At 67.3% G+C, this 16,762-nt stretch carries 17 protein-coding genes; 4 read left to right on the forward strand and 13 right to left on the reverse strand.

Annotation, left to right across the window (positions count from 1 at the left end; translation table 11 throughout):
- From AWB94_RS14080 to AWB94_RS14100, 5 genes are all read right to left on the reverse strand, one after another.
- On the reverse strand, positions 1-666 hold the full coding sequence (locus tag AWB94_RS14080; RefSeq protein WP_062655899.1) for a TIGR03943 family putative permease subunit: 666 nt from the start codon (positions 664-666) through the stop codon (positions 1-3).
- Complete coding sequence (locus tag AWB94_RS14085; protein ID WP_062656142.1) at positions 663-1,646, reverse strand: permease; 984 nt, start codon at positions 1,644-1,646, stop codon at positions 663-665. The genes AWB94_RS14080 and AWB94_RS14085 overlap by 4 nt, the downstream gene beginning before the upstream one ends.
- A gap of 103 nt (positions 1,647-1,749) precedes the next feature.
- Positions 1,750-2,805, reverse strand: a complete 1,056-nt coding sequence (dmpG, locus tag AWB94_RS14090) for a 4-hydroxy-2-oxovalerate aldolase (RefSeq protein ID WP_062655900.1) — start codon at positions 2,803-2,805, stop codon at positions 1,750-1,752.
- Positions 2,802-3,719, reverse strand: a complete 918-nt coding sequence (locus tag AWB94_RS14095) for an acetaldehyde dehydrogenase (acetylating) (protein ID WP_062655901.1) — start codon at positions 3,717-3,719, stop codon at positions 2,802-2,804. The genes dmpG and AWB94_RS14095 overlap by 4 nt, the downstream gene beginning before the upstream one ends.
- A gap of 12 nt (positions 3,720-3,731) precedes the next feature.
- Entirely contained in the window at positions 3,732-4,517 is a 786-nt protein-coding gene (locus AWB94_RS14100) for a 2-keto-4-pentenoate hydratase (protein ID WP_062655902.1), read from the reverse strand.
- Positions 4,518-4,590: 73 nt separating this feature from the next.
- Here AWB94_RS14100 and kstD point away from each other — a divergent pair, with 73 nt between their 5' ends.
- Both kstD and AWB94_RS14110 read left to right on the forward strand, forming a co-directional pair.
- Positions 4,591-6,285 (forward strand): 3-oxosteroid 1-dehydrogenase, encoded by a 1,695-nt coding sequence (gene kstD / locus AWB94_RS14105; protein WP_062656143.1) that lies wholly within the window; start codon positions 4,591-4,593, stop codon positions 6,283-6,285.
- On the forward strand, positions 6,285-7,145 hold the full coding sequence (locus tag AWB94_RS14110; protein ID WP_062655903.1) for an enoyl-CoA hydratase ChsH3: 861 nt from the start codon (positions 6,285-6,287) through the stop codon (positions 7,143-7,145). The genes kstD and AWB94_RS14110 overlap by 1 nt, the downstream gene beginning before the upstream one ends.
- Here AWB94_RS14110 and AWB94_RS14115 read toward each other — a convergent pair whose 3' ends face one another.
- From AWB94_RS14115 to AWB94_RS14150, 8 genes are all read right to left on the reverse strand, one after another.
- Entirely contained in the window at positions 7,146-7,898 is a 753-nt protein-coding gene (locus tag AWB94_RS14115) for a hypothetical protein (RefSeq protein WP_062655904.1), read from the reverse strand. It lies immediately after the preceding gene.
- 6 nt (positions 7,899-7,904) lie between these two features.
- A complete protein-coding gene (locus AWB94_RS14120; protein ID WP_062655905.1) occupies positions 7,905-8,999 on the reverse strand; it encodes a hypothetical protein in 1,095 nt (364 codons plus the stop codon).
- Positions 9,000-9,134: 135 nt separating this feature from the next.
- Positions 9,135-10,295, reverse strand: a complete 1,161-nt coding sequence (locus AWB94_RS14125; RefSeq protein ID WP_024451525.1) for a 17-hydroxy-3-oxo-4-pregnene-20-carboxyl-CoA lyase — start codon at positions 10,293-10,295, stop codon at positions 9,135-9,137.
- Positions 10,292-10,702: a MaoC family dehydratase gene (locus AWB94_RS14130; RefSeq protein WP_024451526.1), complete on the reverse strand. Its 411-nt coding sequence runs from the start codon at positions 10,700-10,702 to the stop codon at positions 10,292-10,294. Before AWB94_RS14130 ends, AWB94_RS14125 begins: the two co-directional genes overlap by 4 nt.
- Positions 10,699-11,658 (reverse strand): bifunctional MaoC family dehydratase N-terminal/OB-fold nucleic acid binding domain-containing protein, encoded by a 960-nt coding sequence (locus AWB94_RS14135; RefSeq protein ID WP_062655906.1) that lies wholly within the window; start codon positions 11,656-11,658, stop codon positions 10,699-10,701. Before AWB94_RS14135 ends, AWB94_RS14130 begins: the two co-directional genes overlap by 4 nt.
- Entirely contained in the window at positions 11,655-12,818 is a 1,164-nt protein-coding gene (fadE29, locus tag AWB94_RS14140) for an acyl-CoA dehydrogenase FadE29 (protein WP_024451528.1), read from the reverse strand. Before fadE29 ends, AWB94_RS14135 begins: the two co-directional genes overlap by 4 nt.
- Positions 12,819-12,823: 5 nt before the next feature.
- On the reverse strand, positions 12,824-13,828 hold the full coding sequence (locus AWB94_RS14145; RefSeq protein ID WP_062655907.1) for an acyl-CoA dehydrogenase family protein: 1,005 nt from the start codon (positions 13,826-13,828) through the stop codon (positions 12,824-12,826).
- 15 nt (positions 13,829-13,843) lie between these two features.
- A complete protein-coding gene (locus tag AWB94_RS14150; protein ID WP_024451530.1) occupies positions 13,844-15,091 on the reverse strand; it encodes a cytochrome P450 in 1,248 nt (415 codons plus the stop codon).
- A gap of 122 nt (positions 15,092-15,213) precedes the next feature.
- On the opposite strand from AWB94_RS14150, the gene AWB94_RS14155 reads away from it, so the two are divergent.
- Together AWB94_RS14155 and AWB94_RS14160 are read left to right on the forward strand one after the other, a co-directional pair.
- Positions 15,214-16,377 carry a steroid 3-ketoacyl-CoA thiolase gene (locus AWB94_RS14155; protein ID WP_036397600.1) on the forward strand — a complete coding sequence of 388 codons (1,164 nt, stop codon included), beginning with the start codon at positions 15,214-15,216 and terminating at the stop codon, positions 16,375-16,377.
- 9 nt (positions 16,378-16,386) lie between these two features.
- Complete coding sequence (locus tag AWB94_RS14160) at positions 16,387-16,761, forward strand: DUF8021 domain-containing protein (protein WP_062655908.1); 375 nt, start codon at positions 16,387-16,389, stop codon at positions 16,759-16,761.
- The last annotated feature ends 1 nt before the right edge of the window (position 16,762 follow it).

Below are 16,762 nucleotides of genomic sequence, written 5' to 3' on the forward strand. Positions count from 1 at the left end.
TCAGTACGCATAGGTGTTGGCCGGTTTGGGAATCGGGGTGGCACGGGCGACCTCCAGCGTCGGGACGAAGTTGGTGGCCGGATTCGACGTACCGGGCACGACGCGGCCCTCGACCCGCAGCCAGGTGTCCTCGGGATGCTCGGACATGTTGCCGGACAAGTGAACTCGAGCCAATTGCGCGTCCGCCGCGCAGCAGATGATGACGACCCGGGCCAGGTCAGCACCCATGGTGAAACCGGTGGTGGTGACCGTTCGGTTGTCCAGGCTGTTCGTCGAGTCCGCAGCCGCCCGCATCAGCAGTTCCGGCAGGGACACCGTACCGTCGGCCGGCAACGGCGGGAACGCCCGCTTCTGCGGCTGGGCGGCCGCCAGGGTTTCCGGGGTGGCGCCGACCACGCCCACCGCGGGCACCGCCACAAAAGCGGTGAGCGCCACCGGGATCAGCAGTAGCCAGGCCATGCTGCGGTGGTGATGGTGTTCGTCCGCGCCGTGCCGGGCGTCGGCGACGAAGCCGGCCAGCCCGAGGGCCACCAGCAGCACCGCGGCGGCGATCAACCACGGCAGCAGGCCCGGCTTCACGAAGTTGAGGTAGGTGCCCTTGTACACCAGCAGACCGGCACTCAGCCCGGTCAGCAGCACCAGCGTGTTCTGGGTGACCCGGCTCATGCGGTCCCCAGCACCAGCAGTCCGACGACGACGGCACTGGTCGTCGCCACCAGCAACGTCACCGGCGCGAACCGGATGGCGAACGCGCGCCCGAACATGCCGACCTGCATGGCGAACAGCTTGACGTCGATGGCCGGACCGACGACCAGGAAAACCAGCCGGGGCAGCAACGGCAGCATGGTGAACCCGGCGGCGACGAAGGCGTCGGCCTCCGAGCACAACGCCAGCACCACCGCGAGCGCCGCCATCATCGCGATGCCCACCACCAGGTTGTCCGCGATGTGGCCGAACACCCACGCCGGCACGAACGCCCGTAACAGCGCCACGGCCGCCGCGCCGAGCACCAGGTAGCCGGCGGACTGCAGGAAGTCGTGCCGGGCCGCGCCGGTGAACACCGCCCAGCGCGGCGCCGCGTCGTCATGCGGGATCGGCAGGGTGCGGGTCACCCAGTCGGTGCGGCCCCACCGCTGCCACAGCAGGCCCATGATGACCGCGGTGAGAAGCGATGCGGCGCAGCGGGCCACGACCATCTGCGGCTGACCGGGGAACGCGACCGCGGTGGCCACCAGCACCACCGGGTTGATCGCCGGCGCGGAGAGCATGAAGGTCAGCGCCGCCCCACCGGTGTCGCGGCTGAACAATCGGCGCGCCACCGGGACCGAACCGCATTCGCAACCGGGCAGCGCTGCCCCGCCCACGCCGGCGGCGGCCACCGCCAGCACCGGCCGGCGCGGCAGCCAGCGCTGCAACCGCTCGGCGGTGACGAACGCCGCGACCAGTCCGCTGACGATGACGCCGAGCACCAGGAACGGCAACGCTTGGACGAACACACCGCAGAAGATGGTCGCGGCCGCGGCGACGCGGGGGTGCGTCGTCAGCAGGTCACTGACGACGCTCGCCGACAAGGCCAGCGCGATGAGGCCGACCAGCAGCAGTTCCAGCGAACCCGCCCGGCGGCGTGTGGTCGGAGCGGTGGCCATGCGCCCCATCTTGCCGGTGCCGGCTGGTAGTTACCCAAATCGACGTTCTGCCGGGTTCTTCTCGCGCTTTTTCGCCCGATTGTTCAATTGGGCGGGGTGGGGATCAGGCGTTGGCGGCGGCCTCTTGCTCGCGCTTGATCTCCAGGGCGATGTCGATGAGCTGGTCTTCCTGACCGCCGATCAGCTTGCGCTGCCCGGCGCGGTGCAGCAGCTGATGCGCGGGCACGCCGTAGCGCTCGGACTGGCGGATGGCGTGCTTGAGGAAGCTGGAGTACACCCCGGAGTAGCCCATGATCAGCGCGTTGCGGTCGAGCAGGCACTCGGCCGGCATCGCGGGGGCCACGACCTCTTCGGCGGCGTCGGCGATATCGAAGAAGTCGATGCCGGTCTTGACGCCGATCTTGTCGAACACCCCGATCAGCGCCTCGACGGGCGCGTTGCCGGCGCCGGCACCGAACCGCCGGCACGAGCCGTCGATCTGCTTGGCGCCCGCGCGGACGGCCTCGATGGAGTTGGCCACCCCGAGGCCGAGGTTCTCGTGGCCGTGGAAGCCCACCTGCGCGTCGTCGCCCAGTTCGGCGACCAGCGCGGCCACCCGGTCGGCGACCCCGTCGAGGACCAGCGCACCGGCCGAATCCACGACGTAGACGCACTGGCAGCCGGCATCGGCCATGATGCGGGCCTGGGCGGCCAGCTTCTCCGGGGAGATGGTGTGGCTCATCATCAAGAACCCGACAGTTTCCAGGCCGAGTTCGCGGGCCAGCCCGAAATGCTGGATCGAGACGTCGGCCTCGGTGCAGTGGGTGGCGATCCGGCAGATCTCACCGCCGTTGTTCTGGGCTTCCTTGATGTCTTCCTTGGTGCCCACCCCGGGCAGCATCAGGAACGCGATCTTGGCCTGCGTGGCGGTCTCGGCGGCGAGCTTGATCAGTTCCTGCTCAGGGGTTTTCGAGAATCCGTAGTTGAAGCTCGACCCACCCAGGCCGTCGCCGTGGGTGACCTCGATGACCGGCACCCCGGCGGCATCCAACGCGGCGACGATCGAGCCGACCTCATCCTTGGTGAACTGGTGACGTTTGTGGTGCGACCCGTCGCGCAGCGACGTGTCGGTCATCCGGACGTCCCAGATCGGGTTGAAGAAAATATCGGCGGTGCTCATGCCTGACCTCCAGCGGTAGCCGCGACGCGCTCCTTGGCGATTTCCTCGCCGACCTTGGTGGCCGCGGCGGTCATGATGTCCAGATTTCCAGCGTACGGCGGCAGGTAGTCCCCGGCACCTTCCACTTCCACGAAGATGGTGACGACGTGGTTGCCGCCGTTGACCACCGACGGCTCGTCGAACTGCGGTTCGTTGAGCAGCCGGTAACCCGGCACGTAGGTCTGCACCTGCGCGACGACATCCTTGATCGACGCGGTGATCGCGGCGTGGTCGGCATCTTCGGGAATGGCGCAGAAGATGGTGTCGCGCATGATCATCGGCGGCTCGGCCGGGTTCAAGATGATGATCGCCTTGCCCTTGGCCGCCCCGCCGATGTTCTGCACACCGGCGCTGGTGGTCTTGGTGAACTCGTCGATGTTGGCCCGGGTGCCCGGACCCGCCGATGCGCTGGACACCGACGCCACGATCTCGGCATACGGCACCTCGGTCACGCGGCTGACCGCATAGACCATCGGAATGGTGGCCTGCCCGCCGCAGGTCACCATGTTGACGTTCGGCGCATCCAGATGTGCCCGCAGGTTCGCCGGCGGGATCACCCCGGGACCCACCGCCGCCGGGGTCAGATCGATCGCCCGGATACCGGCCGCCTCGTACCGCGGCGCGGCGTCACGATGCACGTAGGCACTGGTCGCCTCGAACACCAGATCCGGCAATTCACTCTGGGCCAGAAGCCAATCCACGCCCTCGTGGCTGGTCTCCAGGCCCAGCTTGCGCGCCCGGGCCAACCCCTCGGACTCCGGGTCGATCCCGATCATCCAGCGCGGTTCCAACCAATCCGAACGCAACAACTTGTACAGCAGGTCGGTGCTGATGTTGCCCGACCCGACAATCGCCACTGACGCCTTATCGGCCATTGCAAACGTCCCCTATTCGAAACTCAGTCGGACCGAACCCAGTCCGTCGAAATCTGCTACGAAATCGTCACCCGGACGTGCATCTATCGCACGCATGCAGGCACCGGGCAGCACGATGTCGCCGGCCTTCAGGCGGACGCCGAAGCTGTCCACCTTGCGGGCCAGCCAGGCCACCGAGGTGACCGGATTGCCGAGGACCGCGTCGCTGCGGCCTTCCGCCACCACCTCGCCGTTGCGTTTGAGCACCGCGTTGATGTTCTTGATGTCAATATCTTTGGGCGACACCCGTTCCGGCCCGAGCACCCAGCCGGCCGAGGAGGCGTTGTCGGCGATGGTGTCGCAGAGTTTGATTTTCCAGTCGGTGATGCGGGTGTCGATCAGCTCGATCGACGGCGCGAAGGCGGCCGTCGCGGCCAGCACGTCATCCTCGGTGCAGCCCGCACCGGGCAGGTCGTCGGCCAGCACGAAGCCCACCTCGACCTCCACCCGCGGGTACAGGTAGTTCGCCGTCTTGACCGGGCTGTTCTCGAAAACTTCCATATCGGCCAGCAGGTGACCGTAGTCGGGCTCGTCGACGCCCATCATCTTCTGCATGGCCTCCGACGACAGGCCCACCTTGTGCCCGATCACGCGGGCGCCCTCGGCAACCCGCTGCCGGATGTTGATCAGCTGGATCTCGTAGGCGTCCACCACGTCGATATCGGGGTAGCGGTCGGTCAACGGCGTGGTCGGGACTCTGCTGCGCTCGGCGTGGGCGAGATCTGCCGCGAGTTCGTCGCGGACCTGCGCACTCAGCATCTCGGTGAATTCCCCTCACATCTTTGACCGGCACAGTTGTCCACCGGCCGGGCAATTCTATAACGTGTTCTACATGACAGGACAGGGTTACGGTGCGTTCGACGTCGTCGTGGTGGGAAGCGGAGCCGCCGGCATGGTCGCCGCCCTCACCGCTGCTCACCAGGGCCTCTCGACAGTAGTCGTTGAAAAGGCTCCGCACTATGGCGGTTCCACCGCGCGATCAGGCGGTGGGGTGTGGATCCCGAACAACGAGGTCCTCAGGCGTGACGGGGTCAAAGACACCGCCGATGCCGCCCGCACATACCTGCACGCCATCATCGGCGATGTCGTCCCCGCCGAGAAGATCGACACCTACCTGGACCGGGGTCCGGAGATGTTGTCGTTCGTGTTGAAGAACTCTCCGCTGAAGCTGTGCTGGGTGCCGGGCTACTCCGATTACTACCCGGAGACGCCGGGCGGCAAGGCCACCGGACGTTCGGTGGAACCGAAGCCGTTCAACGCCAAGAAGCTCGGCCCCGACGAGTCGGGCCTGGAACCGCCCTACGGCAAGGTCCCGATGAACATGGTGGTGCTGCAGCAGGACTACGTCCGACTCAACCAGCTCAAGCGGCACCCGCGCGGTGTGCTGCGCAGCATCAAGGTCGGCGTGCGGTCGGTGTGGGCCAACGCCACCGGCAAGAATCTCGTCGGCATGGGCCGCGCGCTGATCGCCCCGTTGCGCATCGGCCTGCGCGAAGCCGGGGTACCGGTGCTGCTCAACACCGCGCTGACGGATCTGTACGTCGAAGACGGGGTGGTCCGCGGCATCTATGTCCGCGCCGCAGGGGACCCGGAATCGGCTGAGCCGCAATTGATCCGAGCCCACAAAGGGGTCATCCTCGGATGCGGCGGCTTCGAGCACAACCAGGAGATGCGCACCAAGTACCAGCGACAGCCGATCACCACGGAATGGACCGTCGGGGCCAAGGCCAATACCGGCGACGGAATCCTGGCCGCCGAAAAGCTGGGCGCCGCACTGGAAATCATGGAGGACTCGTGGTGGGGCCCGACGGTGCCCCTGGTCGATGCGCCGTGGTTCGCCCTGTCGGAGCGCAATTCTCCCGGGTCGATCATCGTCAACCTCAGTGGCAAGCGGTTCATGAACGAGTCGATGCCCTATGTCGAGGCCTGCCACCACATGTACGGCGGCGAGTACGGCCAGGGCCCCGGCCCTGGCGAGAACGTGCCGGCCTGGCTGGTGTTCGACCAGCAGTACCGGGACCGCTACATCTTCGCGGGTTTGCAGCCGGGACAGCGCATCCCTAAGAAGTGGCTGGAGTCCGGCGTCGTGGTCAAGGCCGACACGCTGGCCGAACTGGCCGACAAGACCGGCGTGCCCGCTGCGGCCCTCGGCGCCACCATCGAGCGGTTCAACGGATTCGCCCGCACCGGTGTGGACGAGGACTTCCACCGCGGCCAGAGCGCCTACGACCGTTACTACGGTGATCCCACCAACAAGCCGAACCCCAACCTCGGTGAGATCAAGCACGCGCCGTTCTACGCGGCCAAGATGGTGCCGGGTGACCTGGGCACCAAGGGCGGTATCCGCACCGACGTGCACGGCCGCGCCCTGCGCGACGACGGCTCGATCATCGAAGGGCTCTACGCCGCGGGCAATGTCAGCTCGCCGGTGATGGGCCACACCTATCCCGGACCCGGCGGCACCATCGGGCCCGCCATGACATTCGGTTACCTCGCCGCCCTCGCCGTAGCAGGAAAGGCCCGCTAGTGCCCATCGATGTCGACAAGGCTCTCGCCGCCGACCTGGATCCGATCGAATTCTCCTGGACCAGCAGCGATATCCAGCTCTACCACCTGGGCCTTGGGGCAGGCGCCGACCCGATGGACGAACGCGAGCTGCGCTATCTGGCCGACAACACCCCGCGGGTGCTGCCCACCTTCGGCAATGTCGCGGCCAGCTTCCACATGACCAAGGCGCCGACGGTGCAGTTTCCCGGTATCGACATCGAACTGTCCAAGGTGCTGCACGCCAGCGAGGGCGTCACCGTGCCCGGTCCCATACCCACCAGCGGCAAAGCCTGGTCCAAACAACGCTTCACCGAGATCTGGGACAAAGGCAAGGCCGCCGTCATCGTCAGCGAATCCACCGTGACCGACGAATCCGGCACCGTGCTGTGGACCACCAAACGGTCCATCTTCGCCCGCGGTGAGGGCGGATTCGGCGGCGAGCGGGGACCCTCCACGTCGGTGGAGCTGCCCGACCGGGCCCCCGACGCCGAGATCGCGCTGCCGACGCTGCCCCAGCAGGCGCTGCTGTACCGGCTGTGCGGGGACCGCAATCCGCTGCACTCGGACCCCGCGTTCGCCAAGGCGGCCGGCTTCGACCGGCCGATCCTGCACGGCCTGTGCACCTACGGCATCGGCTGCAAGGCCATCGTCGACCACTTCTTCGACGGCGACGTCACGCAGGTCGGCAGCTACGGGGCACGGTTCGCCGGCACCGTCATCCCTGGTGAAACGCTGCGGGCCGACATCTGGAAGCAGGACGGCAAGCTCGTCGGGCAACTGACGGCACCCAGCCGGGACAACACCGTGGTGCTGTCCGGGGTGGAACTCGTTCCCGCCTGATCACACCCGGCGGGACAGGTCCTCGCCACCGGCCGGTCGGCCGTGCTCGTGCGGTGACACCGGCGCCGGACCGGCGGCACCGGGGGCGGGCCCGGCCGCACCGTGCTGGGGCGCCGCGTCCCGCGCGTCCTGCTGCGCCTGCCGCTGGTCCAGTTGGTGTTCGCGCTGATCCTGTTCGGTTTGGCGGTGGTCCTGCTGCGCCTGCCGCTCGTTGAGCTGCTGCTCACGTTGATCCTGCTGCTGGCGCTCGTCGGGACGGCCCTGATCCTGCGGTATCTGGCCGGCCAGCTGCGAGCCCATCGATCCCAGCGAACCGAGCCCGCCGGCGCCGCCGCCGGCACCGGAACCGGAGCCACCGCCCTGACCCGCGCTGCCCATGGCCTGTTGCATCATCGAGCCGAAGCTGCCGGTCTGCCCGCCCAGGCTGCCGGCGGCCTGCATCGGCGTCTGGGCCAGCTGACTCATCTGGCCCATCTGCCCGAGCATGCTGCCCAGCTGGCCGACCGACTGGCCACCGGACTCGTCGGCGTTCTGGTACGCCGACTGCGCCGCGCCCACCTTGCCGGAGAACATGTTCTCCTTCGCCTCAACCGCGGACACGTTGGCCGTCAGGGATGCTTCGAGGGTCGGCAGGACGGCCGCGATGGTCATGCTCATGGCGTCGGCACCGGGTGGGATGGTCGGCATCGGCGGCAGTTCGACCGACGCCGCGTCCCAGTTCAGCCCTTCGGGTTTCTCCAGCGGACTCGTCATCGTCGATCACCATTCATCGTCGTCGACCTCGTCTTCCCCGTAATCCAGTGACGGCGGTAGTGCCAGCCCCTGTTTGACTCCCCCGCCCTCGCCGCCGCGCTGGCCCATCATGCCCATCGGCCCACCGCCCATGCCGCCTCCACCGGCGGCGACCGGCGCGACACCGCCCACCATGGCCCCGGCCGCGGCCTCGGCCGGGGCGACCGCCACCGGCAGCGTCTTGCCGACCAGACCGGCCATCAGCGGCGTCTGCGCCGATCCGCCACCGGCGCCGGGCAGCCCCGCCGCACGTACCATCCCGGCCCCACCGCCGGCACCGGAACCACCCGCCAGGGGGTGGTTGGAGAACGCCGCAAAGGGCGACGGCCCGCCGCCGGCCGACGGTGAGCCACCCTTGCCGAGCATCGAGGTGAGCTGCTGTAGGGGCTGTGTCAGCTGTTGCAGCGGCTGCATCATCTGCTGCGGGGCCTGCCCGAGCGCCTGTCCCAGCTGCTGTGGCAACTGGGTGAGCATGGACCCCATCTGGCTGAGCATCTGCATCGCCTGTTGCGGATCCTGACCGGCCAACTGCTGCGCACCGACCGCGGGCGGACCCGAGGCCGGCAGGCTCGGTGGTGCACCGATGGTGTTGGCGAGTTCGGTGGCATTGGCGGTCACGGTGGCCGTGTTCTGCGACAGGCCGAGTTTGATCCTGGCCTGGACCAGCTCCTGGACATTGCTGACCGGCATGGATTGGATGGCCATGCACTCGGCGTTCGTCTCTTCGGCCATGGTGTTCACCAGCGTCTTGGTGGCGACCACGGCGGCCTCCATGCTGCGCAGTTTGGCCGCGATGGCGGCCGCCAAGGCGCCATTGGACTCGTGACCGCCGATGATGGTGGTCGCCTCACCCGCCGCGGCGACGGCCGATCCGCCCTGCCAGGCGTCGGCGAGCTTCATCAGCTGGCCCTGCTGCTGCGGCACCACCGTCCCGGTGATCTTCGCCGCCAGCGCCTCGTACTGCGCGGCCGCAGCACCCAGCGCATCCTCGTCGACGTTCGGCCAGCCCGGTCCCGTCACCGTCTGCGAGCCGAACGGACTCATATCGGGCTGCATGCCCATGCCAAGGCCCCCCTCGAGCACATCTGAACAGCGATATCGAGATTACCGCGCCGTCGGCCCGTTGCCGAACACTTCATTGCACTCCGGGTAGGACACCCTGTCGCCATGGGCTGGCGGCCGCGGTGCTGCCGCAGGTCAGCCCAGGATCAACCCCGAGGTCGGCACCCCGGTGCCCGCAGTGACGAGCACGTGCTCCACATTGTCGACCTGGTTCACCGACGTGCCCCGCAGCTGCCGCACGCCCTCGGCGATGCCGTTCATCCCGTGGATGTAGGCCTCGCCGAGCTGGCCCCCGTGGGTGTTGATGGGCAGCCGCCCGCCGATCTCGATGGCGCCGCCGGCGATGAAATCCTTGGCCTCGCCCTTACCGCAGAAACCCAGCTCTTCCAGCTGGATCAGCGTGTACGGGGTGAAGTGGTCGTACAGGATCGCCGTCTGGATATCGGCGGGTGACAGCCCGCTCTGCTCCCACAGCTGCCGGCCCACCAAACCCATCTCGGGCAGACCGAGCTCATCCCGGTAGTAGGAGTACATGGTGAACTGATCGGTGCCGGCGCCTTGCGCGGCGGCCTCGATGATCGCCGGCCGATGCTTGAGATCCTTGGCCCGTTCGGCGGTGGTGACGACGATGGCGACACCGCCGTCGGTTTCCTGGCAGCAGTCCAGCAGCCGCAGCGGTTCGGCGATCCACCTCGAGTTCTGGTGATCCTCGATGGTGATCGGCTTGCCGTAGAAGTGCGCCTTCGGGTTGTTGGCGGCGTGCTTGCGATCGGCCACCGACACGGCGCCGAAATCGGCACTGGTGGCGCCGTATTCGTGCATATAGCGCTGCGCGATCATGGCCACCGACGCGGCGGGCGTGCTGAGCCCGTGCGGATAGGACCAGCTGTACTCCACCCCGCGGGAGTCGGCGTTGACCGTCAGGCCGGTCATCACCTGGCCGAACCGGAACTCCGAGCGTTCGTTGAACGCGCGGTAGGCGACCACGACCTCGGCCACCCCGCTGGCAACGGCCAGTGCTGCCTGCTGAACGGTCGCGGCCGCGGCGCCACCGCCGTAGCCGATCTGGCTGAAGAACTTGAGGTCACCGATCCCGGTCGAGCGCGCCACCGCGGTCTCCAGGTTCGAGTCCATGGTGAAGGTGACCAGACCGTCGACATCCGACGGCGACAACCCGGCATCATCGAGAGCGTCGAGCACCGCCTCGGCGGCCAGCCGCAACTCACTGCGCCCGGAGTTCTTGGAGAAGTCGGTGGCGCCGATACCGGCGATGGCCGCCTTACCCGACAGGCTCACTGCGTGCCTCCCAACGCAACCGTGGATGTGGCGATGACGTGATCGCCCAGGCTGTTGCTGCCCACCACTTTCAACGTCACCACGTCACCGTCGGTCGCGGTCACCTCACCCCGAAAAGTGATGGTGTCGTAGGCATACCAGGGCACGCCGAGTCGCAGCTTGATCGACTTGACGACGGCGTCGGGACCCGCCCAGTCGGTGACATAGCGCCCTACCAGACCGGTATCGGTGAGGATGTTGACGAAGATGTCCTTGGATCCCTTCGCCTGCGCCTTGTCCCGGTCGTGGTGCACGTCCTGGTAGTCGCGGGTGGCGATGGCGGTGGACACGATGAATGTCGGGTCGCCGTAGATCTGCAGTTCGGGCAGCTTCGTGCCGACCTCGATGGCGTCGACCGTGCGGCTCATGCTTGCGGCTCCCATGCGTACAAGGTCCATGCCGGGCTGACGTCACTGTCGGGGAAGTCGAGATACGTTGCGCGCACCGGCAATCCGATCTTCACCTGATCTGGCTCGATCCCGCGCAGTTCGCCGAGCATGCGGACGCCCTCCTCGAGTTCCACGAGCGCGATGACGAACGGGAGGCTGCGGCCGGGCACCTTCGGGGCGTGGTGCACCACATAGCTGTACACCGTGCCCTTGCCCGATGCGACCACGTAATCGGCGGGCGCATCCTTGTCGGCCCACACCGCGGGCACCGGCGGATGCTGCAGCGTGCCGTCCGGGCGGCGCTGGATACGCAACTCGTGGGCATTGACGCCGTCCCAGAAGAACTTGGTGTCACGCGACGACGACGGGCGCATCAGCTTGTCCGGGTCGAGATCCTCGGGGATCGCCGCCGCCTCGGGTTGCGCCTGCTTGGCGGCTGGCAGGAACTTCATGATGCGCCAGTCCATGTCGGCGACTTCCTCGTCGCCGACATGCCAACGGATCTTCTGGTTGATGAAGTAGCCCTCGCCCAGTGCGGTCTGCTTGGGGCCGATGATGCTGACGATCTCGGCGCTCATCGCGACCTGCTCGCCGGGCCGGAGGTAGCGGTGATAGGTCTGGTCGCAATTGGTGGCGACCACGCCGACATATCCGGCGTCGTCGAACAGCTTCATCGCGCGGGCCAACGGATCGTCGTCGGACCGGGTGCGGCCCAGCCCCATCATGGTCCACACCTGGATCATCGCCGGCGGCGCGACGATACCGTCGTGGCCGGCCGCTCTTGCCGCCTCGTCGTCGACGTAGATCGGATTCTTGTCGCCGATCGCATCGGTCCAGTGATGGATCATCGGCTGGTTCACCGGATCTCGCGCGATGGTGGGTTCACCGCGTCCGGACGCGAGGATCTCCTCGATCCCCTTCTGCAGATCGCTCATCGGGCAACCCTCGGGACCTTCAGACCCGACGCCGCGATCATCTCCCGCATCACCTCGTTGACGCCACCGCCGAAGGTGATGACCAGATTGCGCTTGGTCATCTTGTCCAGCCAGTCCAGCAGGTGGGCGGTCTCCGGATCGGCCGGGTTGCCGTACCTGCCGACCAGTTCCTCGGCGAGCCGACCGACCTCTTGGATCCGTTCGGTGGAGAAGACTTTCGTCGCCGCCGCGTCGGCGACGGCGATGGTCTCACCGGACGCCGCGACCTGCCAGTTGAGCAGTTCGTTGATCCGCCAGATGGCCTTGATCTGGCCGAGCAGACGTTTGGCGTCATCATGCTCGATCGGAGTGACACCGTCCGACCCGGGTTTGGAGGCCCACGTCTTGATCTGGTCGTAGATGCCGGCGACGCGCCCGGCCGGACCTAGGCCGACCCGCTCGTGGTTGAGCTGGGTGGTGATCAGCTTCCAGCCGCCGTTCTCCTCACCGACCAGCATGTCGGCGGGAACGCGGACATCGTTGTAGTACGAGGCGTTCGTGTGATGGGCGCCGTCGGACAGGATGATCGGGGTCCAGCTGTAGCCCGGATCCTTGGTGTCGACGATGAGGATCGAGATGCCCTTGTGCTTGGCCGCCGACGGATCGGTACGGCAGGCCAGCCAGATGTAGTCGGCGTCGTGCGCGCCGGTGGTCCACATCTTCTGCCCATTCACGACGTACTCGTCACCATGCCGGACGGCGGTGGTCCGCAGCGAGGCCAGGTCGGTGCCGGCGTCGGGCTCGGAGTAGCCGATGGCGAAATGGATGTCGCCGGACAGTATCCCGGGAAGGAACTTCTTCTTCTGCTCCTCCGTGCCGTACACCTGCAGCGTCGGCCCCACGGTTTGCAGGGTGACCAGCGGCAGCGGAACGTCGGCGCGGTTGGCCTCGTTGACGAAGATCTGCTGTTCGATCGGCCCGAAACCCAGGCCGCCGTATTCCTTGGGCCAGCCCACGCCCAGCTTGCCGTCCGAACCCATCCGCTTGATGACGGCCCGGTAGGCCTCGTTGTGGCGGTCGGTCTCCATCGCCGCGGCTTCTTCGGGCGTGATGAGATTCGAGAAGTATTGCCGCAGTTCGGCTTGCAGCGCCCGCTGCTCGGGGGTCAATTCGATATACATGTGCTCTACGCTCCCACCAGGTCGAGACGATGCGTCGGACCGCCGAGCAGCCGGGTCAAGTCCTTGATCGACGAGTAGTAGCGGTCCATGGGGTAGGTGATGTCCATGCCCATGCCACCGTGCAGGTGGTGGCAGATCCGCATCGCCGGGGCGGCCTGCGATGTCACCCAGTAACCCAGAATGGCCAGGTCGTCATCGGCGTCCAGCCCTTCGGACAACAACCAGACCGCCGAGGTGGACACCAGATCGATGGTGCGCGAGGCGATGTAGACCTCGGACAGCTGCGCGGCCACCGTCTGGAAGGTGGACAACGGCCTGCCGAACTGCTCACGGGTGGCCACGTAGTCGGCGGTCAGCCGCAGCGCACCGGCGACCAGGCCGGCGGCGAACGCCCCGGTGCTCGCGAGCGCCAACTGGTTCACCCGGTGCGTGCTCGCGCCCTGAAGCACATCGGCGGGCGGCACCTGTACGTCGGCGAAGGTCACCACGTACTCGTCGGAGCCGTTGGCCGCCGGTGTCTTGACCAGGCTCACGCCGGCGGCCGTCGGGGGTACCACGACGACGGCACTGTCGGCGGTCACCACCAGCCACTCGGCCGATTCGGCGTAGGGCACAGCGATTTTGGTGCCGTTGAGCCGGCCGCCGGTGAAGGTGACGGCCGGCCGCTCGGGCAGCGACGAGCCCGGCTCGTTGAGGGCGGCCGACAGCACCGCTCCCTTGGCCACCCCGGCCAGGTACCGATCCTGCTGCTCGGCGGAGGCCAGGTCGAGCAGCGGCACCAGCCCGAGACCGAGCGTCGCCAGCGCCGGGCTGATGGTGCCGTGCCGGCCGACCTCGGTCAGCGCGGTCGCCACCTCGAGCAGTCCGAGACCGTCACCGCCGAGGCGCTCCGGTGCGGCGAGCGCAAGTACGCCACCGGAAACCAGTGCGTCCCAACTGTTGTCCCGATCCAGCACAGACGTCACCACATCGATGACGGCCTGTTGCTCCGGGTTCGGTGCGAAGTCCACCCGTGTACTCCTAATTCAGTGCGCGACCGGGCACTTACCGGTGTAGTCGACCTGCCAATGCTTAATACCATTGAGCCAGCCGGACTTCAGCCGCTCGGGCGTACCGATGGGCTTCAGGTCGGGCATGTGATCGGCGACCGCGTTGAAAATCAGGTTGATGGTCATCCGGGCCAGGTTCGCGCCGATGCAGTAGTGCGCGCCGGTGCCGCCGAAGCCGACGTGCGGGTTCGGGTTGCGCAGGATGTTGAATGCATGCGGATCCTCGAAGACCTCGTCGTCGAAGTTGGCCGACCGGTAGGACATCACCACCCGCTGGCCCTTCTTGATCTGCACGCCGGCCAGTTCGGTGTCCTCCAGCGCGGTGCGCTGGAAGGCCGACACCGGGGTGGCCCAGCGGACGATCTCGTCGGCGGCGGTCTCCGGGCGTTCCTTCTTGTACAGCTCCCACTGCTCGGGATGCTGTGAGAAGGCGATCATGCCGTGGGTGATCGAGTTGCGGGTGGTCTCGTTGCCGGCCACCGCGAGCATCACGACGAAGAAGCCGAACTCGTCATCGGAGAGCTTCTCACCGTCGATATCGGCCTCGATCAGCTTGGTGACGATGTCCTCGGTCGGGTTCTTGGCCCGCTCCTCGGCCATCTTCATGGCGTAGCTGATGAGTTCGAACGACGACATGGCCGGATCGACGTCGGCGTACTCGGGATCCTCGCCGGCGGTCATCTCGTTGGACCAGCGGAACAACTTGTCGCGGTCCTCCTGCGGAACACCGAGCAGTCCGGCGATGGCCTGCAGCGGCAGCTCGCAGGACACCTGCTCCACGAAATCGCCGGAGCCCTCGGCGGCGGCGGTCTGCGCGATCTTCTGGGCGCGCTCGGCGAGTTCGGCCTCCAGCCGGCCGATGGCCCGCGGGGTGAACCCGCGGGAGACGATCTTGCGCAGCCGAGTGTGCTGCGGGGCGTCCATGTTCAACAGCACGGCCCGCTGCAGGTCGACCGCTTCCCGGGTCATCTCCTGCGGCCACACCGGGATGGCGCCGTCGGGCGAGCTGCCGTAGATGTCGTTGCGCTTGGACACCTCTTTGACGTCGGCGTGCTTGGTGACCAGCCAGTAGCCTTTGTCACCGAACCCACCGGTGCCACCGGGCACGTCGACCCAGTGCACGGGCTCGGACTTACGCAGTTCGGCGAGTTCTTCCACGGGCAGCCGTTCCAGGTTGAGGCTGGCGTCGAGGAAGTCGAAGTCGGGCGAGATTGGGCATGGCATGAGTTTGCGCTCCTACGAATGCAACGTGTTCTAGTGCCAGTAAAACATGCCTCCACCGCAGATAAAAGGCACGGTGGCATCGTCGCTTGTCAGAGTAATGAAACGTGTTCTAGCCTGACGACATGGGTAATCCTGTCATCGTCGAAGCCACCCGCAGCCCGATCGGGAAGCGCAACGGCTGGTTGTCCGGCCTGCACGCCACCGAACTCCTCGGCGCGGTACAGAAGGCCGTGGTGGACAAGGCCGGGATTGCCGCCGGTGACGTCGAACAGGTCATCGGTGGCTGCGTCACCCAGTACGGCGAGCAGTCCAACAACATCACCCGCGTCGGCTGGCTGACCGCGGGCCTGCCCGAGCACGTCGGCGCCACCACGATCGACTGCCAGTGCGGTAGCGCCCAGCAGGCCAACCACCTGATCGCCGGCCTGATCGCCACCGGCGCCATCGATATCGGCATCGCGTGCGGCATCGAGGCGATGAGCCGGGTCGGCCTGGGCGCCAACGCCGGCCCGGACCGCAGCCTGATCCGGGCGTCGTCGTGGGATATCGACATGCCCAACCAGTTCGAGGCCGCCGAGCGGATTGCCAAGCGCCGCGGCATCACCCGCGCCGACATCGACGCCCTCGGCCTGGCCTCCCAGCTCAAGGCCAAGCAGGCTTGGGCCGAGGGCCGCTTCGACCGCGAGATCTCGCCCATCTCCGCCCCGGTGCTCGACGAGAACAAGCAACCGACCGCCGAATGGGCGCCGGTGACCCGCGATCAGGGCCTGCGCGACACCACCGCCGAGGGGCTCGCGTCGCTGAAGCCGGTGTTGGACGGCGGAATTCACACCGCGGGCACGTCGTCGCAGATCTCCGACGGCGCGGCGGCGGTGCTCTGGATGGACGAGGACAAGGCGCGCGCGCTCGGCCTCAAGCCCCGTGCTCGCATCGTCGCGCAGGCCAACGTCGGCGCCGAAACCTACTACCACCTCGACGGACCGGTGCAGTCCACGGCCAGGGTGCTGGAGAAGGCCGGGATGAAGCTCGGCGACATCGACCTGGTCGAGATCAACGAGGCGTTCGCCTCGGTGGTGCTGTCCTGGGCCCAAGTGCACGGCGCCGACATGGACAAGGTCAACGTCAACGGTGGCGCCATCGCGCTGGGCCACCCGGTCGGTTCGACCGGGGCCCGGCTGATCACCACGGCCCTGCACGAGCTGGAGCGCACCGGCAAGAGCACCGCCTTGATCACCATGTGTGCCGGCGGGGCGCTGAGCACGGGCACCATCATCGAGCGGATCTGAGTCCGGCCGGTGCCAGCTACGGAAGCAGACCGCATCGCAGCGGCGCAGGCGTACATCGATGCCTTGGTCACCCACCGCGCCGACGAGGTGCCGTTCGCGCCGGGATGTATCCGCATCGAGATGGGGGTCAAGACCGGTCGCTCCGGAGATCACTTGCGGCGCAGCCTGAACAACGGCCCGCAGTTCAAGATCATCGAGGCGACGACGCCGCCGGAGTTCTCCGTCGACGGTGATCATGTGCGGGCCCGGTTCGACGTGCTGACCAAGCCGCGGTTGCTCGGCCGGCGGGTGTGCTCGCACGTCGACGAGACGTTCCTGATCCCGGAATCCGATGGCTTGATCCACCACATCAACGCCAAACTCACCCCCTTCATCGGCCGATAGG

The sequence above is a fragment of the Mycolicibacterium canariasense genome (genome assembly GCF_002101555.1).
Classification (GTDB): Bacteria; Actinomycetota; Actinomycetes; order Mycobacteriales; family Mycobacteriaceae; genus Mycobacterium; species Mycobacterium canariasense.